Source organism: Streptomyces sp. NPDC007991 (assembly GCF_042958445.1).
GTDB lineage: Bacteria > Actinomycetota > Actinomycetes > Streptomycetales > Streptomycetaceae > Streptomyces.
This window is the reverse complement of sequence record NZ_JBIBJD010000011.1, coordinates 287236-306826: the sequence shown is the minus strand read 5'-3', so window position 1 is coordinate 306826 and position 19591 is coordinate 287236. Positions and strand designations below refer to the sequence as shown.

General features: G+C 71.8%; 16 protein-coding genes and 3 tRNA genes. 9 read left to right on the top strand and 10 right to left on the bottom strand.

The genetic code is table 11. The features are described from left to right. Positions 1-8 precede the first annotated feature (8 nt). From ACFZDA_RS30695 to purS, 5 genes are all read right to left on the bottom strand, one after another. Entirely contained in the window at positions 9-842 is an 834-nt protein-coding gene (locus ACFZDA_RS30695; protein WP_391087958.1) for a peptidoglycan DD-metalloendopeptidase family protein, read from the bottom strand. A 53-nt stretch (positions 843-895) separates the two neighbouring features. Beyond that, complete coding sequence (locus tag ACFZDA_RS30690) at positions 896-1402, bottom strand: helix-turn-helix domain-containing protein (protein WP_391087955.1); 507 nt, start codon at positions 1400-1402, stop codon at positions 896-898. A gap of 124 nt (positions 1403-1526) precedes the next feature. Continuing rightward, positions 1527-3785, bottom strand: a complete 2259-nt coding sequence (gene purL, locus ACFZDA_RS30685; RefSeq protein WP_391087952.1) for a phosphoribosylformylglycinamidine synthase subunit PurL — start codon at positions 3783-3785, stop codon at positions 1527-1529. Then, positions 3782-4462, bottom strand: coding sequence for a phosphoribosylformylglycinamidine synthase subunit PurQ (gene purQ / locus ACFZDA_RS30680; RefSeq protein WP_391087949.1), 681 nt, complete (start codon positions 4460-4462; stop codon positions 3782-3784). The genes purL and purQ overlap by 4 nt, the downstream gene beginning before the upstream one ends. Next, complete coding sequence (purS, locus tag ACFZDA_RS30675) at positions 4459-4722, bottom strand: phosphoribosylformylglycinamidine synthase subunit PurS (protein WP_010045045.1); 264 nt, start codon at positions 4720-4722, stop codon at positions 4459-4461. Before purS ends, purQ begins: the two co-directional genes overlap by 4 nt. Before the next feature lie 323 nt (positions 4723-5045). Between purS and ACFZDA_RS30670 the strand changes: the two genes are divergently transcribed. The 8 genes from ACFZDA_RS30670 (at position 5046) to ACFZDA_RS30635 (ending at position 9661) form a co-directional block, all read left to right on the top strand. Further along, the gene (locus ACFZDA_RS30670) at positions 5046-5363 is read left to right on the top strand and encodes a histone-like nucleoid-structuring protein Lsr2 (protein WP_391087946.1); all 318 of its coding nucleotides are present in this window, start codon (positions 5046-5048) and stop codon (positions 5361-5363) included. Between the two features lie 135 nt (positions 5364-5498). After that, positions 5499-5570: transfer RNA gene (locus tag ACFZDA_RS30665), tRNA-Gly, on the top strand. An 82-nt stretch (positions 5571-5652) separates the two neighbouring features. Continuing rightward, positions 5653-5725 (top strand) — tRNA-Gly (locus tag ACFZDA_RS30660). A gap of 131 nt (positions 5726-5856) precedes the next feature. Next, a complete protein-coding gene (locus ACFZDA_RS30655; RefSeq protein ID WP_391087944.1) occupies positions 5857-6828 on the top strand; it encodes an ATP-binding cassette domain-containing protein in 972 nt (323 codons plus the stop codon). Next, the gene (locus tag ACFZDA_RS30650; RefSeq protein ID WP_391087941.1) at positions 6825-7628 is read left to right on the top strand and encodes an ABC transporter permease; all 804 of its coding nucleotides are present in this window, start codon (positions 6825-6827) and stop codon (positions 7626-7628) included. The genes ACFZDA_RS30655 and ACFZDA_RS30650 overlap by 4 nt, the downstream gene beginning before the upstream one ends. A gap of 22 nt (positions 7629-7650) precedes the next feature. After that, positions 7651-8946: a histidine kinase gene (locus ACFZDA_RS30645; protein ID WP_391087937.1), complete on the top strand. Its 1296-nt coding sequence runs from the start codon at positions 7651-7653 to the stop codon at positions 8944-8946. Then, entirely contained in the window at positions 8943-9563 is a 621-nt protein-coding gene (locus ACFZDA_RS30640) for a response regulator (protein ID WP_391087933.1), read from the top strand. The genes ACFZDA_RS30645 and ACFZDA_RS30640 overlap by 4 nt, the downstream gene beginning before the upstream one ends. 22 nt (positions 9564-9585) lie before the next feature. Then, positions 9586-9661, top strand: a tRNA-Gly gene (locus ACFZDA_RS30635). A gap of 65 nt (positions 9662-9726) precedes the next feature. Here the strand turns inward: ACFZDA_RS30635 and ACFZDA_RS30630 are convergent. From ACFZDA_RS30630 to purD, 4 genes are all read right to left on the bottom strand, one after another. Next, positions 9727-10626: a phosphoribosylaminoimidazolesuccinocarboxamide synthase gene (locus ACFZDA_RS30630; RefSeq protein ID WP_391087931.1), complete on the bottom strand. Its 900-nt coding sequence runs from the start codon at positions 10624-10626 to the stop codon at positions 9727-9729. A 68-nt stretch (positions 10627-10694) separates the two neighbouring features. Beyond that, positions 10695-12170 (bottom strand): N,N-dimethylformamidase beta subunit family domain-containing protein, encoded by a 1476-nt coding sequence (locus tag ACFZDA_RS30625; RefSeq protein ID WP_391087927.1) that lies wholly within the window; start codon positions 12168-12170, stop codon positions 10695-10697. A 229-nt stretch (positions 12171-12399) separates the two neighbouring features. Then, complete coding sequence (locus tag ACFZDA_RS30620) at positions 12400-14244, bottom strand: hypothetical protein (RefSeq protein WP_391088129.1); 1845 nt, start codon at positions 14242-14244, stop codon at positions 12400-12402. Between the two features lie 343 nt (positions 14245-14587). Beyond that, complete coding sequence (gene purD / locus ACFZDA_RS30615) at positions 14588-15838, bottom strand: phosphoribosylamine--glycine ligase (protein ID WP_391087924.1); 1251 nt, start codon at positions 15836-15838, stop codon at positions 14588-14590. A gap of 377 nt (positions 15839-16215) precedes the next feature. Between purD and ACFZDA_RS30610 the strand changes: the two genes are divergently transcribed. Beyond that, on the top strand, positions 16216-16884 hold the full coding sequence (locus ACFZDA_RS30610; protein WP_391087921.1) for a phosphotransferase: 669 nt from the start codon (positions 16216-16218) through the stop codon (positions 16882-16884). A 137-nt stretch (positions 16885-17021) separates the two neighbouring features. Here ACFZDA_RS30610 and ACFZDA_RS30605 read toward each other — a convergent pair whose 3' ends face one another. Further along, positions 17022-19577 carry a DNA polymerase III subunit gamma and tau gene (locus ACFZDA_RS30605; RefSeq protein ID WP_391087918.1) on the bottom strand — a complete coding sequence of 852 codons (2556 nt, stop codon included), beginning with the start codon at positions 19575-19577 and terminating at the stop codon, positions 17022-17024. Between the last annotated feature and the right edge of the window lie 14 nt (positions 19578-19591).

The window sequence follows — 19591 nt, the reverse complement described above, 5'->3', positions numbered from 1 at the left end:
AGATCAGCCTATGCGGGCTGCGAGGCCGTCGCGGGCGTCTCGAATGTCTCGCCGTTGCGGGGGACGCCGATGCCGCGCCAGGTGAAGGGAATGCCTCGGGCGATGTCGAGGTCGGGGCCGTCCATCAGCTGGAAGTGGAGGTGGGGCTCGGTGGAGTTGCCCGAGTTGCCGCAGCGGGCGAGCTGCTGTCCGGCGGTCACCCGGTCCCCCTCGCGGACGGTGAGCGAGCCGCGCTGGAGATGGGCGTAGAGCGCGTAGGTGCCGTTGCCGAGGTCGAGGACGACGTGGTTGCCGACGACGCGTCCGGCACCGGACAGGTCGCGCACGGACGCCTCCAGGACCATCAGGTACAGCAGCGCGAGCGGCGACGTACGGCTGAGGTGGTCGCGCTGGCCGTCGGCGGCCCGCACAACGGTGCCGTCGGCGACCGCGAGGAGCGGGGCACCGTAGGCGGGGAAGGCGCTGTTGCGGCGCGCGAGCGGCCACAGCCGGCTGAAGCCCGGGCGGGCGCCCGGCTCGGGCTCGGCGACGACGTCGATGGCGTAGGTCTGGCCGTAGGCGTGCGTGCCGTGGCTCGGGGTGCGGTCGGCCGGGCTGTTCAGCGCGGTCCAGCGGCCGGTGACGGGCGGCTGGACCTCGACCGGTTCCCGGGCCGCGCGCGGGCTGTCCGGTGCGCCGCCCCACCTGTTGGCCACGCTGAGGATGACGTAGGCCAGGGCGATCGGCAGGAAGTTCCACCACCACGGGTAGCCCAGGTCCAGCGCGGCGTGGGCGACCACCAGGCCGAGAAACGCCAGTTGCAGGGCGCGGTAGGTGACCTTGGCTGATTTGCGTACGGACATCGTTCCTCCGGTCCGGTCGGTGAACGGGTTCGGTCTGTCACGGGTTCAGTCGTTCAGGGCCGCGCTGTCGCCACCGCCACCGCCACCAGCAGCGGTACGACCCGCCCCGGCGGCACCTCGTAGCGGCCCCGGCCGGTCGTGTGCAGCCAGCCGGCTCCGGTCAGCTGGCGCAGGTGGTGGTAGATCTGGCCGGTCGTCCCGACCTCGTCCAGCTCGGCGAGCTCCGCCGCGGTGCGCCGGCCGCCGAGGACCTCGCGCAGCAGCCGGAGCCGGACCGGGTGGCCGAGTGCCGCGAACGACTCGGCGACCGGTGTCCAGTCGTCCTCCAGCAGCCCCTCCGTCAGGGCCCCCGTCTGCCACGCGTACTGCTCGCCCGTCGGCAGGCGTACGGAGCCGGTGTAGAGGACACCGCCGTCGGCGGCCCCCAGCTCGGACAGCTGCTCCTTCAGCCCGTTCAGGGCCCAGAAGTCGCCTGCGTCGAGGCGGGGTCCGGCGCGGTGGGCGCCTTCCAGGGCGGCCAGCCGTCGTTCGAGATCGGCGACACGTTGTTCCAGTTCCACTCTGAGGAGATTACGGAACTACGTAATTGCGTGCAATCTCGGGACGGTCCCCGATACGCGTCCGGACATGCGAAAGCCCCGCCCGTCGCCATGACAGGCGGGGCGGGGCCTTCGTGATGCGTGGCTACGCCAGCAGCGCCGGGATCGTCCCCTCGTGGAGCTCGCGCAGCTCCGCGAGGGAGAGCGTGAACTCGCCCTGGAGATCCACCGAGTCGCCGTCCACGACACCGATACGGGTGACCGGCAGGCCCCGCGCACCGCACATGTCGTTGAAGCGGACCTCCTCCGAACGCGGCACGGCCACGACCGCGCGGCCCGCCGACTCGGAGAAGAGGAAGGTGAAGGCGTCCAGACCGTCCGGGACGATCAGACGCGCGCCCTTGCCGCCGAGCAGCGCCGACTCGACGACCGCCTGGATGAGACCGCCGTCGGACAGGTCGTGCGCCGAGTCGATCATGCCGTCGCGGGAGGCGGCGATCAGGATCTCCGCGAGCAGCCGCTCACGCTCCAGGTCGACCTTGGGCGGCAGACCGCCGAGGTGGTCGTGGACGACCTGCGACCAGGCCGAACCGCCGAACTCCTCACGCGTGTCGCCGAGGAGGTAGAGCAGCTGCCCCTCCTCCTGGAAGGCGACCGGCGTGCGGCGGGTCACGTCGTCGATGACGCCCAGGACCGCGACCACCGGGGTCGGGTGGATGGCCGCCTCGCCCGTCTGGTTGTAGAGCGAGACGTTGCCGCCGGTCACCGGGGTGCCCAGCTGCAGGCAGCCGTCCGCCAGACCGCGCACGGCCTCCGCGAACTGCCACATCACCGCCGGGTCCTCGGGCGAGCCGAAGTTCAGGCAGTCGGAGACGGCGAGCGGCTTGGCGCCGGTCGTCGCCACGTTCCGGTAGGCCTCCGCCAGCGCGAGCTGCGCGCCCGTGTACGGGTCGAGCTTGGCGTACCGGCCGTTGCCGTCCGTGGCGAGGGCCACGCCGAGGCCGGTCTCCTCGTCGATCCGGATCATGCCGGAGTCCTCGGGCTGGGCGAGGACCGTGTTGCCCTGCACGAAGTGGTCGTACTGGGAGGTGATCCAGGACTTGGACGCCTGGTTCGGGGAGCCGACCAGCTTCAGGACCTGGTCCTTCAGCTCCTCGCTCGTCGCAGGCCGGGGCAGCTTGTTCGCGTCGTCCGCCTGGAGGGCGTCCTGCCAGGACGGGCGGGCGTACGGGCGCTCGTAGACCGGGCCCTCGTGGGCCACCGTGCGCGGGTCGACGTCGACGATCTTGCCGCCGTGCCAGTAGATCTCCAGGCGGTCGCCGTCGGTCACCTCACCGATGACGGTGGCGATGACGTCCCACTTCTCGCAGATCTCCAGGAAGCGGTCGACCTTCTCCGGCTCGACGACCGCGCACATGCGCTCCTGCGACTCGCTCATGAGGATCTCCTCGGGCGAGAGCGTCGAGTCGCGCAGGGGGACGTCGTCCAGCGTCACACGCATGCCGCCGGAGCCGTTGGAGGCCAGCTCGCTGGTGGCGCAGGACAGGCCCGCCGCACCCAGGTCCTGGATGCCGACGACCAGCTTCTCCTTGAAGGCCTCCAGGGTGCACTCGATGAGGAGCTTCTCCTGGAAGGGGTCGCCGACCTGGACGGCGGGGCGCTTGGAGGGCTTGGCGTCGTCGAAGGTCTCACTCGCCAGGATCGACGCGCCGCCGATGCCGTCACCACCCGTACGAGCCCCGTACAGGATGACCTTGTTGCCCGCGCCGGACGCCTTCGCCAGGTGGATGTCCTCGTGCCGCATCACACCGATGCACCCGGCGTTGACCAGCGGGTTGCCCTGGTAGCAGGAGTCGAAGACGACCTCGCCGCCGATGTTGGGCAGGCCCAGGCAGTTGCCGTAGCCGCCGATGCCCGCGACGACACCCGGCAGGACGCGCTTGGTGTCGGGGTGGTCGGCCGCGCCGAAACGGAGGGGGTCCACGACGGCGACCGGGCGCGCACCCATCGCGATGATGTCGCGGACGATGCCGCCGACACCCGTGGCCGCGCCCTGGTAGGGCTCGACGTACGACGGGTGGTTGTGCGACTCGACCTTGAAGGTGACCGCGTAGCCCTGGCCGACGTCCACGACACCGGCGTTCTCGCCGATGCCGACGAGCAGGGCGTCGTTCTCGGGCGCCTTCTCGCCGAACTGGCGCAGGTGCACCTTGCTGCTCTTGTACGAGCAGTGCTCCGACCACATCACCGAGTACATGGCGAGCTCGGCCCCGGTGGGCCGGCGGCCGAGGATCTCCACGACCCTCTCGTACTCGTCCTTCTTCAGGCCCAGTTCGGCCCAGGGCAGCTCGACGTCGGGGGTCGCGGCCGCGTGCTCGACCGTGTCCAGAGGCGTCCGGCTCATGCGTTGACCAGCTTCTTGAGGATCGAGGTGAAGAACGGGAGGCCGTCGGTACGACCGGTGCCGATCAGCGGCTCGACGGCGTGCTCGGGGTGCGGCATGAGGCCTACGACGTTGCCGGCCTCGTTGGTGACGCCCGCGATGTCGTTGTTCGAGCCGTTGGGGTTGACGTCCAGGTACCGGAAGGCGACCCGGCCCTCGGACTCCAGCGTGTCCAGCGTGCGCTGGTCGGCGACGTACTGCCCGTCGATGTTCTTCAGCGGGATGTGGATCTCCTGGCCGGCGGTGTAGTCGCTGGTCCAGGCCGTCTCGGCGTTCTCCACCCGCAGCTTCTGGTCACGGCAGATGAAGTGCAGGTGGTTGTTGCGCAGCATCGTGCCGGGCAGCAGATGGGCCTCGGTGAGGATCTGGAAGCCGTTGCAGATGCCGAGGACCGGCAGGCCGGCCTTCGCCTGCTCGATCAGCGGCTCCATGACCGGCGAGAAACGGGCGATGGCCCCGGCGCGCAGATAGTCGCCGTAGGAGAAACCACCGCACAGCACCACGGCGTCGACCTGCTTGAGGTCCTTGTCCTTGTGCCACAGGGCGACCGGCTCGGCGCCCGCGAGGCGGATCGCGCGCTGCGTGTCCCGGTCGTCCAGACTGCCTGGGAAAGTGACGACGCCAATACGAGCGGTCACTTCACGGCCTCCGCGACTTCCTCGACCCGGACCGTGAAGTCCTCGATCACGGTGTTCGCGAGGAAGGACTCCGCAAGATCGTGAATGCGGGCGAGGGCGGCCTCGTCGACCGGCCCGTCAACTTCCAGTTCGAAACGCTTTCCCTGGCGGACGTCCGAGATCCCTTCGAAACCCAGCCGCGGCAGTGCGCGCTGCACCGCCTGGCCCTGGGGGTCGAGGATCTCCGGCTTGAGCATGACGTCGACTACGACGCGTGCCACTGGCACTCCCGGTGTGTGGTGCTGAGCAGGTTCCTTCAGACTACCCGCACAAAAATTCTACGCGCGTCGACTTGTAGGAAACTACGTGACGGTCATCACGATCCTGCATCGACGGACCCACACACGAAAATTTCCGGGAAAGATTCCGGGTCGACGCCCGAAACCTATTGCGCCCACCCGTCTCCCGCCACCACCCTTCCAACGAAGTCGCTCCGCTCCCCTCTTGATTTTGGACACGCGGAAGGATTTAGTCGGATTTCACAATGCATTGCCAGGCACTGTAGAAATGAATTGGCAAGTGCCGCAGGAAGGGACCGATATTCGTGGCGCAGAAGGTCGTGGTCACTCTCTTTGACGACATCGACGGCTCGGAAGCGGCGGAAACGATCGCCTTCGGACTGGACGGCAAGTCGTACGAGATCGACTTGAACGAAGTCAATGCCGGCGAACTGCGGAAGGCGCTCGCGCCCTACGTGGAGGCCGGCCGCAAGCGGTCCCGCTCGGGCCGGGCGTACCGGCAGACGGAGGTCGCCCCCGACCCGTCGGCCGTGCGGGCCTGGGCCCAGGCCCACAAGATGGAGGTCCCCGCACGCGGGCGCATCCCCAAGAAGGTCTACGAGGCGTTCACCGCCGCCCAGTGACGGCCCGGTGAGACCCGGACGGACGACCGGTCACCCGCCCCTCGCGGCAACCGACTTGCGCAGCACCCCGGCTGATCAGCTAGAGTCTGGAGCACGCCGAGGGGCGAGGCCGAAAGGCCCGGCTCACGGAAACATGCGGGTGTAGTTCAGTAGTAGAACATCCCCCTTCCAGGGGGAAGGCGCAGTGTGCGATTCCTGTCACCCGCTCTGCATCGCCAGTACCGACCACTCATGTGGATCAGGTAGGCTGGTGCCCGCACCGATCGGTGAGAGCCGATCGGGAGCATATGCGGACGTAGCTCAGTTGGTAGAGCGCAACCTTGCCAAGGTTGAGGTCGCGAGTTCGAGCCTCGTCGTCCGCTCGGGAATGAGACCCCGGTCCTGATGGACCGGGGTCTTCTTCGTGTTTGCTCCCCTGCCTTCTGACATTTGTCATGCCGAGTGATGACAGCGCGCACTGCTTCCCCGGCCGCGGGGCCGGGACGCTGAAGACATGGAAACCAACGGACACGAACACGTGATAGAGGTCACTGACCTGCGACGTGTGTACGGGGGCGGGTTCGAGGCGGTCAGCGGAATCACCTTTTCCGTGCGACGCGGGGAGATCTTCGCCCTGCTGGGCACCAACGGCGCGGGCAAGACCTCGACCGTCGAACTGCTGGAGGGACTCGCGGCGCCGTCGGGCGGGCGGGTCCGGGTCCTCGGGCACGACCCGTACACCGACCGGGCCCTCGTCCGGCCGCGCACCGGCGTGATGCTCCAGGAGGGCGGCTTCCCGTCCGAGCTGACCGTCGCGGAGACCGCCCGGATGTGGGCGGGCTGTGTGAGCGGGGCGCGGCCGCCGGCGGAGGTCCTGGCGCTGGTCGGGCTGGAGTCGAAAGCCGGCATCCGGGTCAAGCAGCTGTCCGGCGGTCAGCGGCGCCGGCTGGACCTGGCGCTCGCGCTGCTCGGCGCCCCCGAGGTGCTCTTCCTGGACGAGCCGACCACCGGGCTGGACGCCGAAGGCCGCCGCGAGACCTGGGAGTTGGTGAGCGCGCTGCGCGACGGCGGTACGACGGTGCTGCTGACCACGCACTACCTGGAGGAGGCCGAGAACCTCGCCGACCGGCTGGCGATCATGCACGAGGGCCGCATCGCCACCACCGGAACCCCGGCCGAGGTGACCGCCGCCGAACCGTCGCGGATCTCCTTCGACCTGCCCGACGGCTACTTCGTCGGCGATCTCCCGCCGCTCGGCGAGCTGGGCGTCACCGGGCACGAGACCGACGGCCGGACCGTCCGGCTCCGCACCCACGAGCTGCAGCGGACGGCCACCGAACTGCTGTTGTGGGCCGCGCGGGCCCGGGTGGAACTGCGCCGCCTGGACGTGCGGCCGGCCTCCCTGGAGGAGGCGTTCCTCCGTATCGCCAAGGAGGTCTCCGCGGGCCGGGCCACGGGCCCGACGACGAAGGAGTACGCGGCATGAGCACCATCCGCACGACGCCCCGCCCGGCACCGGCGGCGACCACTGCGCTGAGCCGGATGACCGCCCTCGCCCGCGCCGAACTGACCCTGCTCGGGCGGACCAGGGGCGCGCTGGTCGCGGCGCTGTTCGTCCCGCTGGTGATGCCGCTCAGCGTGCGGTCGGCGGCCGAGGAGATGGACCTCGCCGAAGCCGGGCTGAACACCGGCACCCTGGTGCTGCCCGCCGCGGTCGGCTTCTCCCTGCTGTTCGCCGTCTACTCGGTGCTCGTCGGCGCCTTCGTCGTCCGGCGTGAGGAACTCGTCCTCAAGCGGCTGCGCACCGGTGAGCTGCGGGACGTCGAGATCCTCGCCGGCTCCGCGCTGCCGGCCGCCCTCACCGGACTCGCGCAGTGCCTGCTGCTGGCCGTGGGCTGTTCGGTGCTGCTGGACCTGTCCGCGCCGTCCGCGCCCCATCTGGCCGTCGTCGGACTGCTGTTGGGGCTCGTGATGTGCGCGGCCCTCGCAGCGGCGACCGCCGCCGTGACGCGGACCGGCGAGAGCGCCCAGGTCACGCCCATGCCGCTGCTGCTCGTGTCGATGATGGGCTCCGGCATGTTCCTCCCGCTGGAGCTGATGCCCGACCGGCTGGCCTCCGTCTGCGAACTGCTGCCGCTGACCCCCGTCGTCACCCTGGTGCGCGGCGGCTGGACCGGCGATCTGCCGGCCTCCGAGGCGCTGGGCGCCCTCGCGACGGCGATGGCCTGGATCCTCATCGCGGTGTTTGCTGTACGGCGGTGGTTCCGCTGGGAACCGCGGCGCTGACCGAAGGGGGAGTGACGGGCTGATGCGCGGGCCGGGCAGGTGGTGGCGGCGGAAGAGCACACCGGAGAAGGTCGAGACGTACACGCGGTGGTCGTTCTACTTCTTCGCGGTGATGGAGTTCTTCTCCGTCGGACTCACGTCCGCGGCCCCGCTGGGGGCACGGCTCGGTGGTGCCGTCATGGTGGTGGTGGCCGTGCACGCCACCCTCGCCTTCGTGACCGTGTCGCGGGCGGTGGACTGGACGCGTGGCCGCAGGCCCCAGCCCGTCGGGCTGATGTGGACCCTGGCCGCCGTCACCGCCGCGGCCTCCGTCGCCGCGATCGGCATCGCCGAGCACGGACCCGGAGGCGAAGACGTCGACACCGCCGCCGGTGGGGTCTTCGGAGTGATCCTGATCTTCGGTCCCGGCATCATCGCGCTCGGTGTGCGCGACCGGCGGCGCGCCTTCGGCATCGCGGCCGGCTTCGCGGCAGGCACCTGGGTCGTGACGTCCGCGCTCGGCGCCTCCGCCCTCACGGCGCTGTTCACCGCGTCGATCGTGCTGGTCGGCAGCGTGTTCATCGCCTTCACGGCTGTCTTCTCCGTGTGGCTGCTCAACGCCGTCTACGAACTCGACGAGGCCCGCGAGACCCGGGCCCGGCTCGCCGTCGCCGAGGAGCGGCTCAGGTTCGGGCGGGATCTGCACGACGTCATGGGGCGCAACCTCGCCGTGATCGCGCTCAAGAGCGAACTGGCAGTGCAGCTCGCCCAGCGGGGGCGGCCGGAGGCCGTGGCGCAGATGGTCGAGGTGCAGCGGCTCGCGCACGAGTCGCAGCGGGAGGTCCGCGAGGTCGTGCGCGGCTACCGGGAGGCCGATCTCGCCTCGGAACTCGCCGGTGCGCAAGGGGTGCTGACCGCGGCCGGGATCGACTGCACGGTGCGCGGGCGGACCCCGGCGGGGCTGCCGGCCGGGGTGCAGTCCGCCCTGGGGTGGGTCGTGCGGGAGGCCGCGACGAATGTCCTGCGGCACGGGGACGCACGGTGGTGTGCGGTGCGGCTGGGGGTTCTGGAGGGGCGAGTGGTGTTGTCGGTGGAGAACGACGGGGTCGCGGGGGACGGGGACGGGGGCGGGTCGTCCGGCTCGTCCGGCTCCGGGCTCGCCGGGTTGCGGGAGCGGCTGGCGGAGATCGACGGGACCTTGGAGGCCGGGCCGGCGGGCGAGGGGCTGTTCCGGCTGACGGCGGAGATTCCGCTGCCGTCGGAGTCCGCCCCGTGCGAGTCCCTCGCCGCTGTGCCCGCTGTGCCCGCTGTGCCCGCTGTGAGTGAGGTCACGTCATGACGGCCGTGGAGCCGGTGCGGCTGCTGCTCGCCGATGACGAGCACCTCATTCGCGGGGCGCTCGCCGCACTGCTGTCGCTGGAGGACGACCTCATCGTCGTCGCCGAGGCGGCCACCGGGCCCGAGGCGCTCGCGATGGCCCGGGCGCACCGGCCCGACGTCGCCGTACTGGATCTCCAGATGCCCGGCGCCGACGGTGTGAAGGTCGCCACATCCCTGCGCACCGACCTGCCCGGCTGCAAGGTGCTCATCGTCACCAGCCACGGGCGGCCCGGGCATCTGAAGCGGGCGCTGGAGGCCGGGGTGCGGGGGTTCGTGCCGAAGACCGTGAGTGCGCAGCGGCTCGCGGAGCTCATCCGCACGGTGCACGCCGGGAACCGTTACGTCGACCCGGAGTTGGCCGCCGACGCCATCGCCGCCGGGGACTCGCCGCTGACCGCCCGGGAGGCCGAGGTGCTGGAACTCGCGGCCGACGGTGCGCCCGTGGCGGAGATCGCTCAGCGGGCCGCCCTGTCGCAGGGGACCGTGCGGAACTACCTGTCGTCGGCCGTGTCGAAACTCGGGGCGGAGAACCGGCATGCGGCGGTGCGGCTCGCGCGGGAGCGAGGTTGGGTATAGTGGTTCCCGCGCCACGGCGCATGCGAACGTAGCTCAGTTGGTAGAGCGCAACCTTGCCAAGGTTGAGGTCGCGAGTTCGAACCTCGTCGTTCGCTCCAGTGAGAAGCCCCCCGGCTCCGGCCGGGGGGCTTCTCCGTGTCCACGGGTTTTCTCCGTGCGCGTCCTACGTCCAGCTCGTGCCGGTCAGGCGCTCGTACGCCTCCACGTACTTGGCGCGAGTGGCGTCGACGACCTGCTGCGGCAGCGCGGGCGGCGGCTGCTCGCTCTTGCGGTCCCAGCCGGACTCCGCCGAGGTCAGCCAGTCGCGGACGTACTGCTTGTCGTACGACGGCTGTGCGCGGCCCGGCTGCCAGGCGTCGGCCGGCCAGAAGCGGGAGGAGTCCGCGGTGAGGACCTCGTCCGCGAGGAGCAGGTCGTCGCCGTCGAAGCCGAACTCGAACTTCGTGTCCGCGAGGATGATGCCCCGCTCACGGGCGATGTCCCGGCCCCGGGAGTAGACGGCGAGGGTCGCCTGGCGCAGCCGGGCGGCGGTGTCGGCGCCGACCTGGCGGGCGACCTCCTCGTAGGAGACGTTCTCGTCGTGCTCGCCGACGGCGGCCTTGGTGGCCGGGGTGAAGATCGGGGCGGGCAGCTCGCTGCCGTCGACCAGGCCCTCCGGGAGGGCGAGGCCGCAGACCGTGCGGGACTCGTTGTACTCGACCAGGCCCGAGCCGGTCAGGTAGCCGCGGGCCACGCACTCCACGGGGACCATCCGGAGCGACTTGCAGACGAGCGTGCGGCCCTCCCAGTCGGCGGGGGCGCCCGCGGGCAGTTCCGTGCTCAGGACGTGGTTCGGGACCAGGTCGGCGAGCTGGTCGAACCACCACAGGGAGAGCTGGGTGAGGACCCGGCCCTTGTCGGGGATCTCCGTCGGCAGCACCCAGTCGAATGCGGAGATGCGGTCGCTGGCGACCATCACGAGGTCGCCCGCCTCGTTCTGGTACAGCTCGCGCACCTTGCCGGTGTGCAGATGCACCAGGCCCGGAACCTGGATCGGCTCGGGCTTCTCTACGAATCCGGACACGGTTCCTCCCCGTGGTGATGTCCAATGGGTCGATTCTCCCGTATGCGGGAGCCATCGCGGACAGCGGGTCAGTCGCGTTTGCAGATGCGGTCCAGGAGGTTTGCGGTGGCCCGCTGGACGCGGGCGTCGATGTGGCCGGGGCGGTCCAGGGCCGGGGTCCAGGCGAACGTTCCGGATGCGAAGACCCAGGCGCCGGAGGGCGCGCGGTACAGGGACGTCTCCTGGTGGCGGGCAGTGCCCTCCTTGTCCGTGTACGGCGAGTGGGCGAGCAGCACCCGCTCCTCGTGCTCGGGCAGCGGGGTGCGCGGGAAGTAGCGGTCGGCTTCGCCCGCCACCAGGCCCTCGATCTCGTCCCCCTCGTGCGCCCCGGTCGCCTCCCACAGCCAGTGGCCCGCGTTGCGCACGATCAGGGGGTGGGGCACGGGGACGTGCCCTCCGTACTGGATGCCGAGGAGCTGCTGCTCCGCCCGGTCGATCTCCCGCCACAGCACCGGTTTGCCGGGGCCCCTGCGTTTGCGGCAGGTCAGCAGGCGGTCGGGGATGCCGGAGGGGGAGGGGCCCAGTTCCACCTGCCAGTACATCGAGTTGGCGGAGAGGAAGACGAGCGAGGTGCCGGCGTCGCGGGCGCGCTCCACGGCCCCGCGCATCGCGGCCGACCAGTACTCGTCGTGGCCCGGGAAGACCAGGCCGCGGTAGCGGGTGGGATCGACGCGGCCCGCGTGCAGGTCACCGGCGGTCGCGTAGGCGACGTCGTAGCCGTAGCGCTCGGCCCAGCGGATGAAGTCGTAGGCGTGCCCGACGTGCAGGGGGAGGCCCGCGCCCGCGTACGGGCGGTCGAAGGAGACCGTGGTGGCGGCCTCGGACTCGCCCAGCAGACGGCCCTGCTCGTCCCAGGCGTGGTAGAGGCTGGCGCCGGTGCGGCCGTCCTCCGGGTAGAGGTTGTACGCCTGCCAGGTGATGTCGGGCAGGACGAGGAGCAGGTCGGCGGGCAGGTCGTGGCGGACCGTGAAGGGGACGTGGGAGCGGTAGCCGTCGGCGGTGGTGAGGACGGCGACGTACGCGCCGGTGTTCCAGTACGACGGGATCTGGAGCCGCCAGGAGAGCCACCAGTGGTGGCAGGAGACCGTGCGGTCCGCCGTGAGCGGCGGGGGCTGCACGATGCCGGACAGGCGCGGGCTGGTGGTGATCTTCGCGGCGCCGTCACCGCCGTAGTGGCCGATGCGGTAGATGTCGACGCCGAACTCCTGGGGTGGGTCGACGGTGATGTGGAAGTCGATGGCCTCGCCGGGCGCGACCGCGCCGGTGGAGGTGAAACCCTTGATCTGGCGGTGGACGTCGTCGGCCGCGCGGGGGCCGCCGGAGCGGCTGTCCTTCTTCGGGGCCCGGGCCGGATCCTGGTCCACGTACCAGGGGACGACGTGGCCGCTGTCGTCGAAGTACGTCACGTTTCCGCGCAGCCACGGAACGGGGCCCTGTCCGAAAGGATCCGTCACGGCGTGCGCCAGCGCTCCCGACTCCCAGCGGCGGATCTGCTCCGAGCCCATGGTGCTTCCCCTCCCCTTCGCCCCCGTGGCTGTGCGTGCGATGTGGTGAGCTGCGACCTGTGTGGTTCCTTCGTGCCTATGTGTTTGTCGTATGTCGCAAGCTCTTGCCATGTGCGCGAACGGTCCAAGCACATCACATAATGCGCGCACTTCGTTACTGTTCGTTTCGAATTGGCCAGAAGCGGAGGCAGGCGTTCCCCCCGGAGTCCAGGGGTCCGAGGGTCCGGAGTCAGCCGAGCCGGACCGGCTTCTCCGGCCGTATCCCCAGTTCGGCCAGCCAGGCCCGCAGAGGAGTGGAGTCGCCGTCCTCGATCAGGGTGAGGACCTTGGGCGCCAGGTCGGCGGTGCGCTCGCCGTTGTGGAGGAGGGTCGGGCCGTCCAGCCAGTCCAGGCCCGGTGTCGCGCCCGCGGTGTCCATCGCGGCGCAGCAGATCATCGCCGTGAGGTGGTCGGCGAGCAGTTCACGGGCCGTGCGCGGCGGCTGGAGAGGCGAGAGGGGGAGGGTCCGGTCGTCCCAGAGGGCTGCGGGGGCCGGGGTGGGCGGGGGGCTGGTGGGCGGCGGGGCCGTGGCCGAGGGGGAGGTGGGCGGCGGGGCGGCGCTCGACGGGGTGGTGGCCGAGGTGGCTGTGGTCGAGGCGGCGGCAGTCGGCGGGCCCGGCGTCGCGGTGGCTTCCTCGCGGGACAGTTCGGCTCTGAGGCGGGCGGCGAGGGTGGCGCTGCGCGGGGTCGTGCCGGAGAGGTCCTCTTCGTCGTCCGGGGGTGGTTCGGGGCTCCGGGTGGCGAAGGGCATCTCTCCGGCCCGGTCCGTCAGGTGGTCGAGGACGCGGGACAGCGTCGGGCCGCCGGTGTGCGGGGCCGGGCTTCCCGGGGCCGGGCGGACGCCCATGGAGTCCAGGACCCGGTGGAGCCGGGCCGCGTCGACGCGCCACTTGCGGTCCACGACCTCCTCCGGATACTCGCTCCAGCCGACCGGTGACCAGTCGGGACCGGGCCCCGCCGGGCCGCCGTGGAAGAGGCGCGCGGCGAGGAGAGAGGCCGCTTCGTCGACCACGCCCGGCTCCTCCAGCAGATCGCAGGCGGGCCGCTCACCGAGTCGGGACGCGAAGCCCTCGGCCAGGCGGTCGCGCCGGGACAGCTCCGTGAGCGCGGCCACCACGCCGGCGTCGAGCCGGGACGGCCAGCGGCCCATCCGCCAGGCGGGCAGCGCGACCCGGGTCAGCAGCCGGTCCCAGCCCGCGTACGCCAGGCCCACCTGCTCCTGGGCGACGATCCGCAGCCCGTAATCCACAGCCTGTGCACGCTCCGCGGCCGCGGCCGCCACGCCCCGCTCCATCTCGGAGGCGTGCACACGGCAACTGCGCAGCAGCAGCCGGGCCACCCAGCCGACACCGGCCAGCACGGCCCGCGACACCGGCCCGCGCTCCGGCGCCGAGGCCACGGCCACCGCGGCGTCCAGACCTCGCACGAAGCGCCGGGCGGCGGCTATGTCCGGGTGCGCCGAGGGGCCCGTACCGGCGACGACCGGGGCGAGGACCGCGCGCAGCTCGCCGACCCGCATCCACCACAGGAAGGGGGAGCCGATGACGAGGACCGGTGCGACCGGGTGCCGGCGGTGCGGGTGTCTGCCGCCGCCCGCTATGTCGTCGTGCTCCTCGGCGGGGGGCGGGCCGTGGGCCCGATGGGTGCGGTCCTCCAGCCAGCTGTCGCAGTCCGGCGTGAGCGCTATGGCGGAGGGCGCGGGGACGTCGAGACGATCGGCGAGGTCGCGCACCATCCGGTACAGGTCGGGGGCCGATTCCTCGGCGATCGGGATGGTCGGGCTCATGGCGGGCCGGGCCCGGACGACGACCAGGGCGACGCCGCCGGCGGCGAGCAGCACGAGGACCGCGACCGGCGTGAGGATCCAGCGGGCGGCATTCCAGCCGGGGCCGACGAGACGGCCGCCGGCGGCGCCCGCGAGCAGGATCACGGCGACGGCGGCGGGCAGCAGGGCGACGGCCAGCGCGCGGCTGCGGATGCGCAGCACGACCAGTGCCCGTGCCCGCGCGGCCTGTGCGCCTGCCTCGACACCCATTCCGGTCACGACCGACCTCACCCCCTCCCCGTTGACCTGACGCTTTCCTTGCTCACTCCCCCACTGTGGCACCCGCCACTGACATCGCAATGCCGGTGGGCCAAGTGCCCGAACGCTTGCGCCGCACCCTAGTTGGGGCTCCACCCCCCGTCAGCCGGATAGAACATCGGTCACTCGATGGAATGGCTTTGGGGAAAGGTGGATGACGGACAGCGAGGATCAGGCCCGGCATACCGAAAACTTCAGGCCCCGGATCCTGAGACGGATCCGGGGCCTGCGGGGTTCACCGAGCGGGATGGTTTCCCACGTTGGCGTGACGAGGGGTGCCGGTGTTGACGGTCGGTTACGCGCCGGCCGCCTTCGCGGCGATGTCCGTGCGGTGCTGGGAGCCGTCGAGGCGGATGCGGCCGACGGCCGTGTAGGCGCGGTCGCGGGCCTCGGCGAGGTCCTTGCCGGTGGCCGTGACGGACAGGACGCGGCCACCGGCGCTCACGATCGCGTCACCGTCACGCTTGGTGCCGGCGTGCAGCACGTACGCGTGCGGCGCGTCCTGGGCGGCGACCTCGTCGAGACCGGTGATCGGGTCGCCGGTGCGCGGGGTGCCGGGGTAGTTGTGCGAGGCGACGACCACGGTCACGGCCGCGTCGTCGCTCCAGCGCAGCGGCTCCAGATGGGCGAGGTTGCCGGTGGCCGCGGCCATCAGGAGACCGGCCAGCGGCGTCTTCAGCCGGGCCAGGACGACCTGGGTCTCGGGGTCGCCGAAGCGGGCGTTGAACTCGATCACGCGCACGCCGCGGGAGGTGATCGCGAGACCGGCGTAGAGCAGCCCGGAGAACGGTGTGCCACGGCGCTTCATCTCGTCCACCGTCGGCTGGAGGACGGTCTGCATCACCTCGTCGACCAGCTTCGGGTCGGCCCACGGCAGCGGGGAGTACGCCCCCATGCCGCCGGTGTTCGGGCCCTCGTCGCCGTCCAGCGCGCGCTTGAAGTCCTGGGCGGGCTGGAGCGGCACGACCGTCTCGCCGTCGGTGACGGCGAACAGGGAGACCTCGGGGCCGTCGAGGTACTCCTCGATGACCACGCGCTCGCAGGCGGTGGCGTGCGCCCTGGCCGTCTCGATGTCGTCGGTGACGACGACGCCCTTGCCGGCGGCGAGCCCGTCGTCCTTGACCACGTACGGAGCGCCGAAGGCGTCGAGGGCCGTGTCGACCTCCTCAGGGGTCGTACAGACGTACGACCGCGCCGTGGGAACCTCGGCCGCCGCCATGACGTCCTTCGCGAAGGCCTTGGAGCCCTCGAGCTGAGCGGCCCGGCCGGACGGGCCGAAGACCGGGATGCCGGCCTCGCGGACGGCGTCGGCGACACCGGCGACCAGCGGCGCCTCCGGGCCGACGACCACGAGGTCCGCGCCGAGCCGCCTGGCCAGCGTGGTGACGGCCGTGCCGTCCAGGGCGTCGACCTGATGCAGCTCGGCGACCTCGGCGATGCCGGCGTTGCCGGGGGCGCAGTGCAGCGCGGTGACGTCGGGGTCGTGGGACAGGGAGTGGCACAGGGCGTGTTCGCGGGCGCCGCTGCCGATGACGAGGACCTTCACGGGGGTCAGCCTAATCCAGGGTGTAAGCGGCTCGGACCGGCGCCCGCAAGGGGGAAGCGAGCGGCTTGCGACGGACCGCGGTACGCCTTGGCCCTCTCTGGCCCTTGAGGCCCGCTCTGAGACCGGCGCCGCTGTCCACCCGGTGGGTTCCGTGGCGGTGACGTGGGTGTCGGGCAATGCCTGTGGTCAGCCCGGCCCGAGAAGCCTCCCGCCAGAGCGGCGCCACCTGCTCAACCGCTTCCTCGGACAACTCCACCACTGCCTCCAGAGCCGGCAGCGCTTCGACGAAGACCGGGCCTTCCCAACACTCCTCTCGTCCGCGACCGGGTAGGCAGCCAGGAGTGACCGGGGGACCGCAGGTGGTTGATGATCTGCGGATGCGTCCCCTGAAGCACGGCTACACCAACAGCACCCTTGGCGACGGGACCGTCGTGGAGAAGACCTATGAAGGACCCGACGCCGACCTCAGACTGCGTCGCGAGCACACTCTCCTGACCCGACTCCAGGACCAGTTGCCCGTGCCGCCGGTGCACGCAGCGACCGAGGCCACCCTGACGCTCGGCTTCATGGCAGGCATCCCGGGCCAGGACCTCCTGGAAGCTCAGCCCGCGGCGGTGCTGGCGAGCTGCGGAGAACTGCTGCGTCGCATCCACATGGTCGCGCCCGACGTGCTGACCGCAGGCAGGCACGAGGCCGGCGAGGTCCTGGTGCACGGGGACTTCGGGCCCAACAATGTGCTGCTCGACCCCGACACCCTCGAAGTCACCGCCGTGGTCGACTGGGAGTTCGCCCGCCTCGGAGCTCCCGTCGAAGACCTTGCATGGTGCGAGTGGATCGTGCGGATGCATCACCCCGGATGCGTCCACGCCCTGGACCACTTCTTCCGAGCCTACGGCGGGCAAGTGCCCACGTGGGCGGACCGCAAGGCCGCCATGCTGGCCAGATGCGAACAACTGCGCCAGTTCTGCGACCGCTGGGAGGCGGACGGTCAGGGCATGAGGCAGTGGAAGGAACGCATCGCAATGACAGCAAGCTGGAGTGCGTAGTCCGGCAGCCGGGCCGCGAGCGATCGCGAAACACACACCGCTGCGGCCGGCTTGACTTGGTTGGAGGTTTCTCCAAAACGGGGCGCCTTGGCTGGTCGCTCGGGCCGGCTCGCGGCCGGGGCTCGTGCGAGCACCCCCTAGGGCTCGTTGGAGAACTCCTCCACCACCGTCGCCCCCAGCTCCCGGACGATCAGCTCCTGGCCGGAGAGGGCCGACTCGTCGAGGTCGGGATCGTCGTCCTCGGGGATGTCGTCCTCGACGGAGACGGACCGGGGCGCCGGGGCGGAGGGCTGGGGTACGGAGGCGGTGGGTGCGGGGGCCGGTGTGGATCCGCGGGTGGGTGTGCTCGACTGCTGGGCGGGGGCTGAGGGGGCCGACGACTGGGACGGGGCGGGGCGCTGGGCGGTCGCCGTACCGCCGCCGCTGCCGGGGCTGTGGCCGCCGCCTCCGCCGCCGGCGTTGTAACCGCCGCCACCGCCACCGCCGTAGGCACCGGTGCCGCCGCCATGACCGCCCTGGCCGCCTCCGAACCCGGACGGGCCGGACGGGGCCTGCGGTGCCGAGCCGCCGGACGGGTCGACGATCGCCTCGATCTTCCACTGGACGTTGAACTGCTCGCCCAGCGCCTGCCGCAGCACGTCCTCGCTGCCGCTGCTCAGGAAGTTGTCGCGCGCGCCGGCGTTGACGAAGCCGAGCTGGAGGGTGGTGCCGTCGAACCCGGCCACCTGGGCGTTCTGGCTGAGCAGGATCCAGGTGAAGCGACGGCGGTTCTTGACCGCTTCCAGGATGTTCGGCCAGAGCATGCGGGGGTCGAGACCCCCGGGGGCCGGGGCGGCGGGAGCGGCCGGTGCCGGGCCCGAGGCCGGGGGCGCCGGTGGGGGGCTGGTGGGTGCGGGCGCGCTCTGGGCGGGGGTGGTCGCTGCCTGGGGGTTCGACGCGGGTGTGGATGCCTGTGTGGATGCGGGTGTGGCTGCGGGCGCGGGTGACCCCGAGGCGGCCGTGGGCCAGCCGCCCGGGCGACGGCCGCTGCCGGCGGAGGCCGCGGTGGGCCAGGCGCCGGGGGCCGGGGCGGCGGGCGCTGCCGGGGCGTTGGAAGGAGCGGGAGCCTGGGCGGGGGGCGTCTGGGGCGGCTGGTCAGGCCGGGCTTGGGCAGGCTGGGCGTGCCCGCCGTCGGCCGGGCCGGGGGGCGCGGGCCGGCTGGTGGGAGCAGGCTCGCCCGAAACCGCCGGCTGCTGCGCTTCCTGACCCGCCGCAGCGGGTGCTTGCCCATACCCGCCCGCAGCCTCCGCGGCATGACCGCCGCTGCCACTGCCACCACCGGGGCCGCCGGGGCCACCCGGGCCCCCGGGGCCACCCGGGCCCCCGGGGGCCCCGCCACCCGGCGCTCCGGAGGCGCGGACCGCCGCCCGGGCCGCGGCCGGACCGCCGCCCGGCGCCACGGGAGCAGCCGCAGCAGCGGCCGCCGCCCCATGTCCCTCGGGCCCTGGCGCGTACCCCATGGCGGGCATACCGGCGGGGCCCTGGGCGGAGAAGTTCACGCCGCGCTCGATGCGGTCCAGTCGGGCCATGACGGACCGCTCGTCACCGTAGGCGGCGGGGAGCATGACGCGGGCACAGATCAGCTCCAGCTGGAGGCGGGGCGAGTGGGCGCCGCGCATCTCGGTCAGGCCCTCGTTGACGAGGTCGGCGGCCCGGCTCAGCTCGGCGGCGCCGAAGGTGCCGGCCTGGGCCTGCATGCGTTCGACGACGTCGGCGGGGGCGTCGATGAGCCCCTTCTCGGCCGCGTCCGGGACGGCGGCGAGGATCACCAGGTCACGCAGCCGCTCCAGCAGGTCGGCGACGAACCGACGGGGATCGTTCCCGCCCTCGATGACACGGTCGACCACCTCGAAGGCCGCGGCCCCGTCACCGGTGGCGAAGGCCTCGACGACGGAGTCGAGGAGGGAGCCGTCGGTGTAGCCGAGCAGGGCGGTCGCCATGGCGTACGTCACACCGTCCGCGGCGGCGCCTGCCAGCAGCTGGTCCATGACGGACATGGAGTCACGCACGGATCCGCCACCGGCGCGCACGACCAGTGGGAGGACGCCGTCCTCGACCGGGATGGCCTCCTTCTGGCACACCTCGGCGAGGTACTCCCGCAGCGTCCCGGGCGGGACGAGCCGGAACGGGTAGTGATGGGTCCGCGACCGGATGGTCCCGATGACCTTCTCGGGCTCGGTGGTCGCGAAGATGAACTTGAGATGCTCCGGCGGCTCCTCGACGACCTTCAGCAGCGCGTTGAAGCCGGCCGACGTGACCATGTGGGCCTCGTCGATGATGTAGATCTTGTACCGGCTGCGGGCCGGCCCGAAGAAGGCCTTCTCACGCAGGTCACGGGCGTCGTCCACGCCGCCGTGGGAAGCGGCGTCGATCTCGATGACGTCGATGGAACCGGGGCCGTTGCGCGCGAGGTCCTGGCACGACTGGCACTCACCGCACGGCGTGGGCGTAGGACCCTGCTCGCAGTTCAGACACCGCGCCAGGATGCGCGCGCTGGTCGTCTTGCCACAGCCGCGCGGCCCGCTGAACAGGTACGCGTGGTTGACCCGGTTGTTGCGCAGCGCCTGCTGCAACGGGTCGGTGACGTGCTGCTGCCCGATGACCTCGGCGAAGGTCTCCGGGCGATAGCGGCGGTACAGAGCGAGAGACGACACGCATACGAGGTTAT

What these genes read in the sequence shown, in the direction of transcription:
- ACFZDA_RS30695 (WP_391087958.1), bottom strand. Translation starts at nt 842, where the DNA reads ATGTCCGTACGCAAATCAGCCAAGGTCACCTACCGCGCCCTGCAACTG.
- purL (WP_391087952.1), bottom strand. Translation starts at nt 3,785, where the DNA reads ATGAGCCGGACGCCTCTGGACACGGTCGAGCACGCGGCCGCGACCCCC.
- ACFZDA_RS30655 (WP_391087944.1), top strand. Translation starts at nt 5,857, where the DNA reads ATGGAAACCAACGGACACGAACACGTGATAGAGGTCACTGACCTGCGA.
- ACFZDA_RS30650 (WP_391087941.1), top strand. Translation starts at nt 6,825, where the DNA reads ATGAGCACCATCCGCACGACGCCCCGCCCGGCACCGGCGGCGACCACT.
- ACFZDA_RS30645 (WP_391087937.1), top strand. Translation starts at nt 7,651, where the DNA reads ATGCGCGGGCCGGGCAGGTGGTGGCGGCGGAAGAGCACACCGGAGAAG.
- ACFZDA_RS30640 (WP_391087933.1), top strand. Translation starts at nt 8,943, where the DNA reads ATGACGGCCGTGGAGCCGGTGCGGCTGCTGCTCGCCGATGACGAGCAC.
- ACFZDA_RS30625 (WP_391087927.1), bottom strand. Translation starts at nt 12,170, where the DNA reads ATGGGCTCGGAGCAGATCCGCCGCTGGGAGTCGGGAGCGCTGGCGCAC.
- ACFZDA_RS30620 (WP_391088129.1), bottom strand. Translation starts at nt 14,244, where the DNA reads ATGGGTGTCGAGGCAGGCGCACAGGCCGCGCGGGCACGGGCACTGGTC.
- ACFZDA_RS30610 (WP_391087921.1), top strand. Translation starts at nt 16,216, where the DNA reads ATGCGTCCCCTGAAGCACGGCTACACCAACAGCACCCTTGGCGACGGG.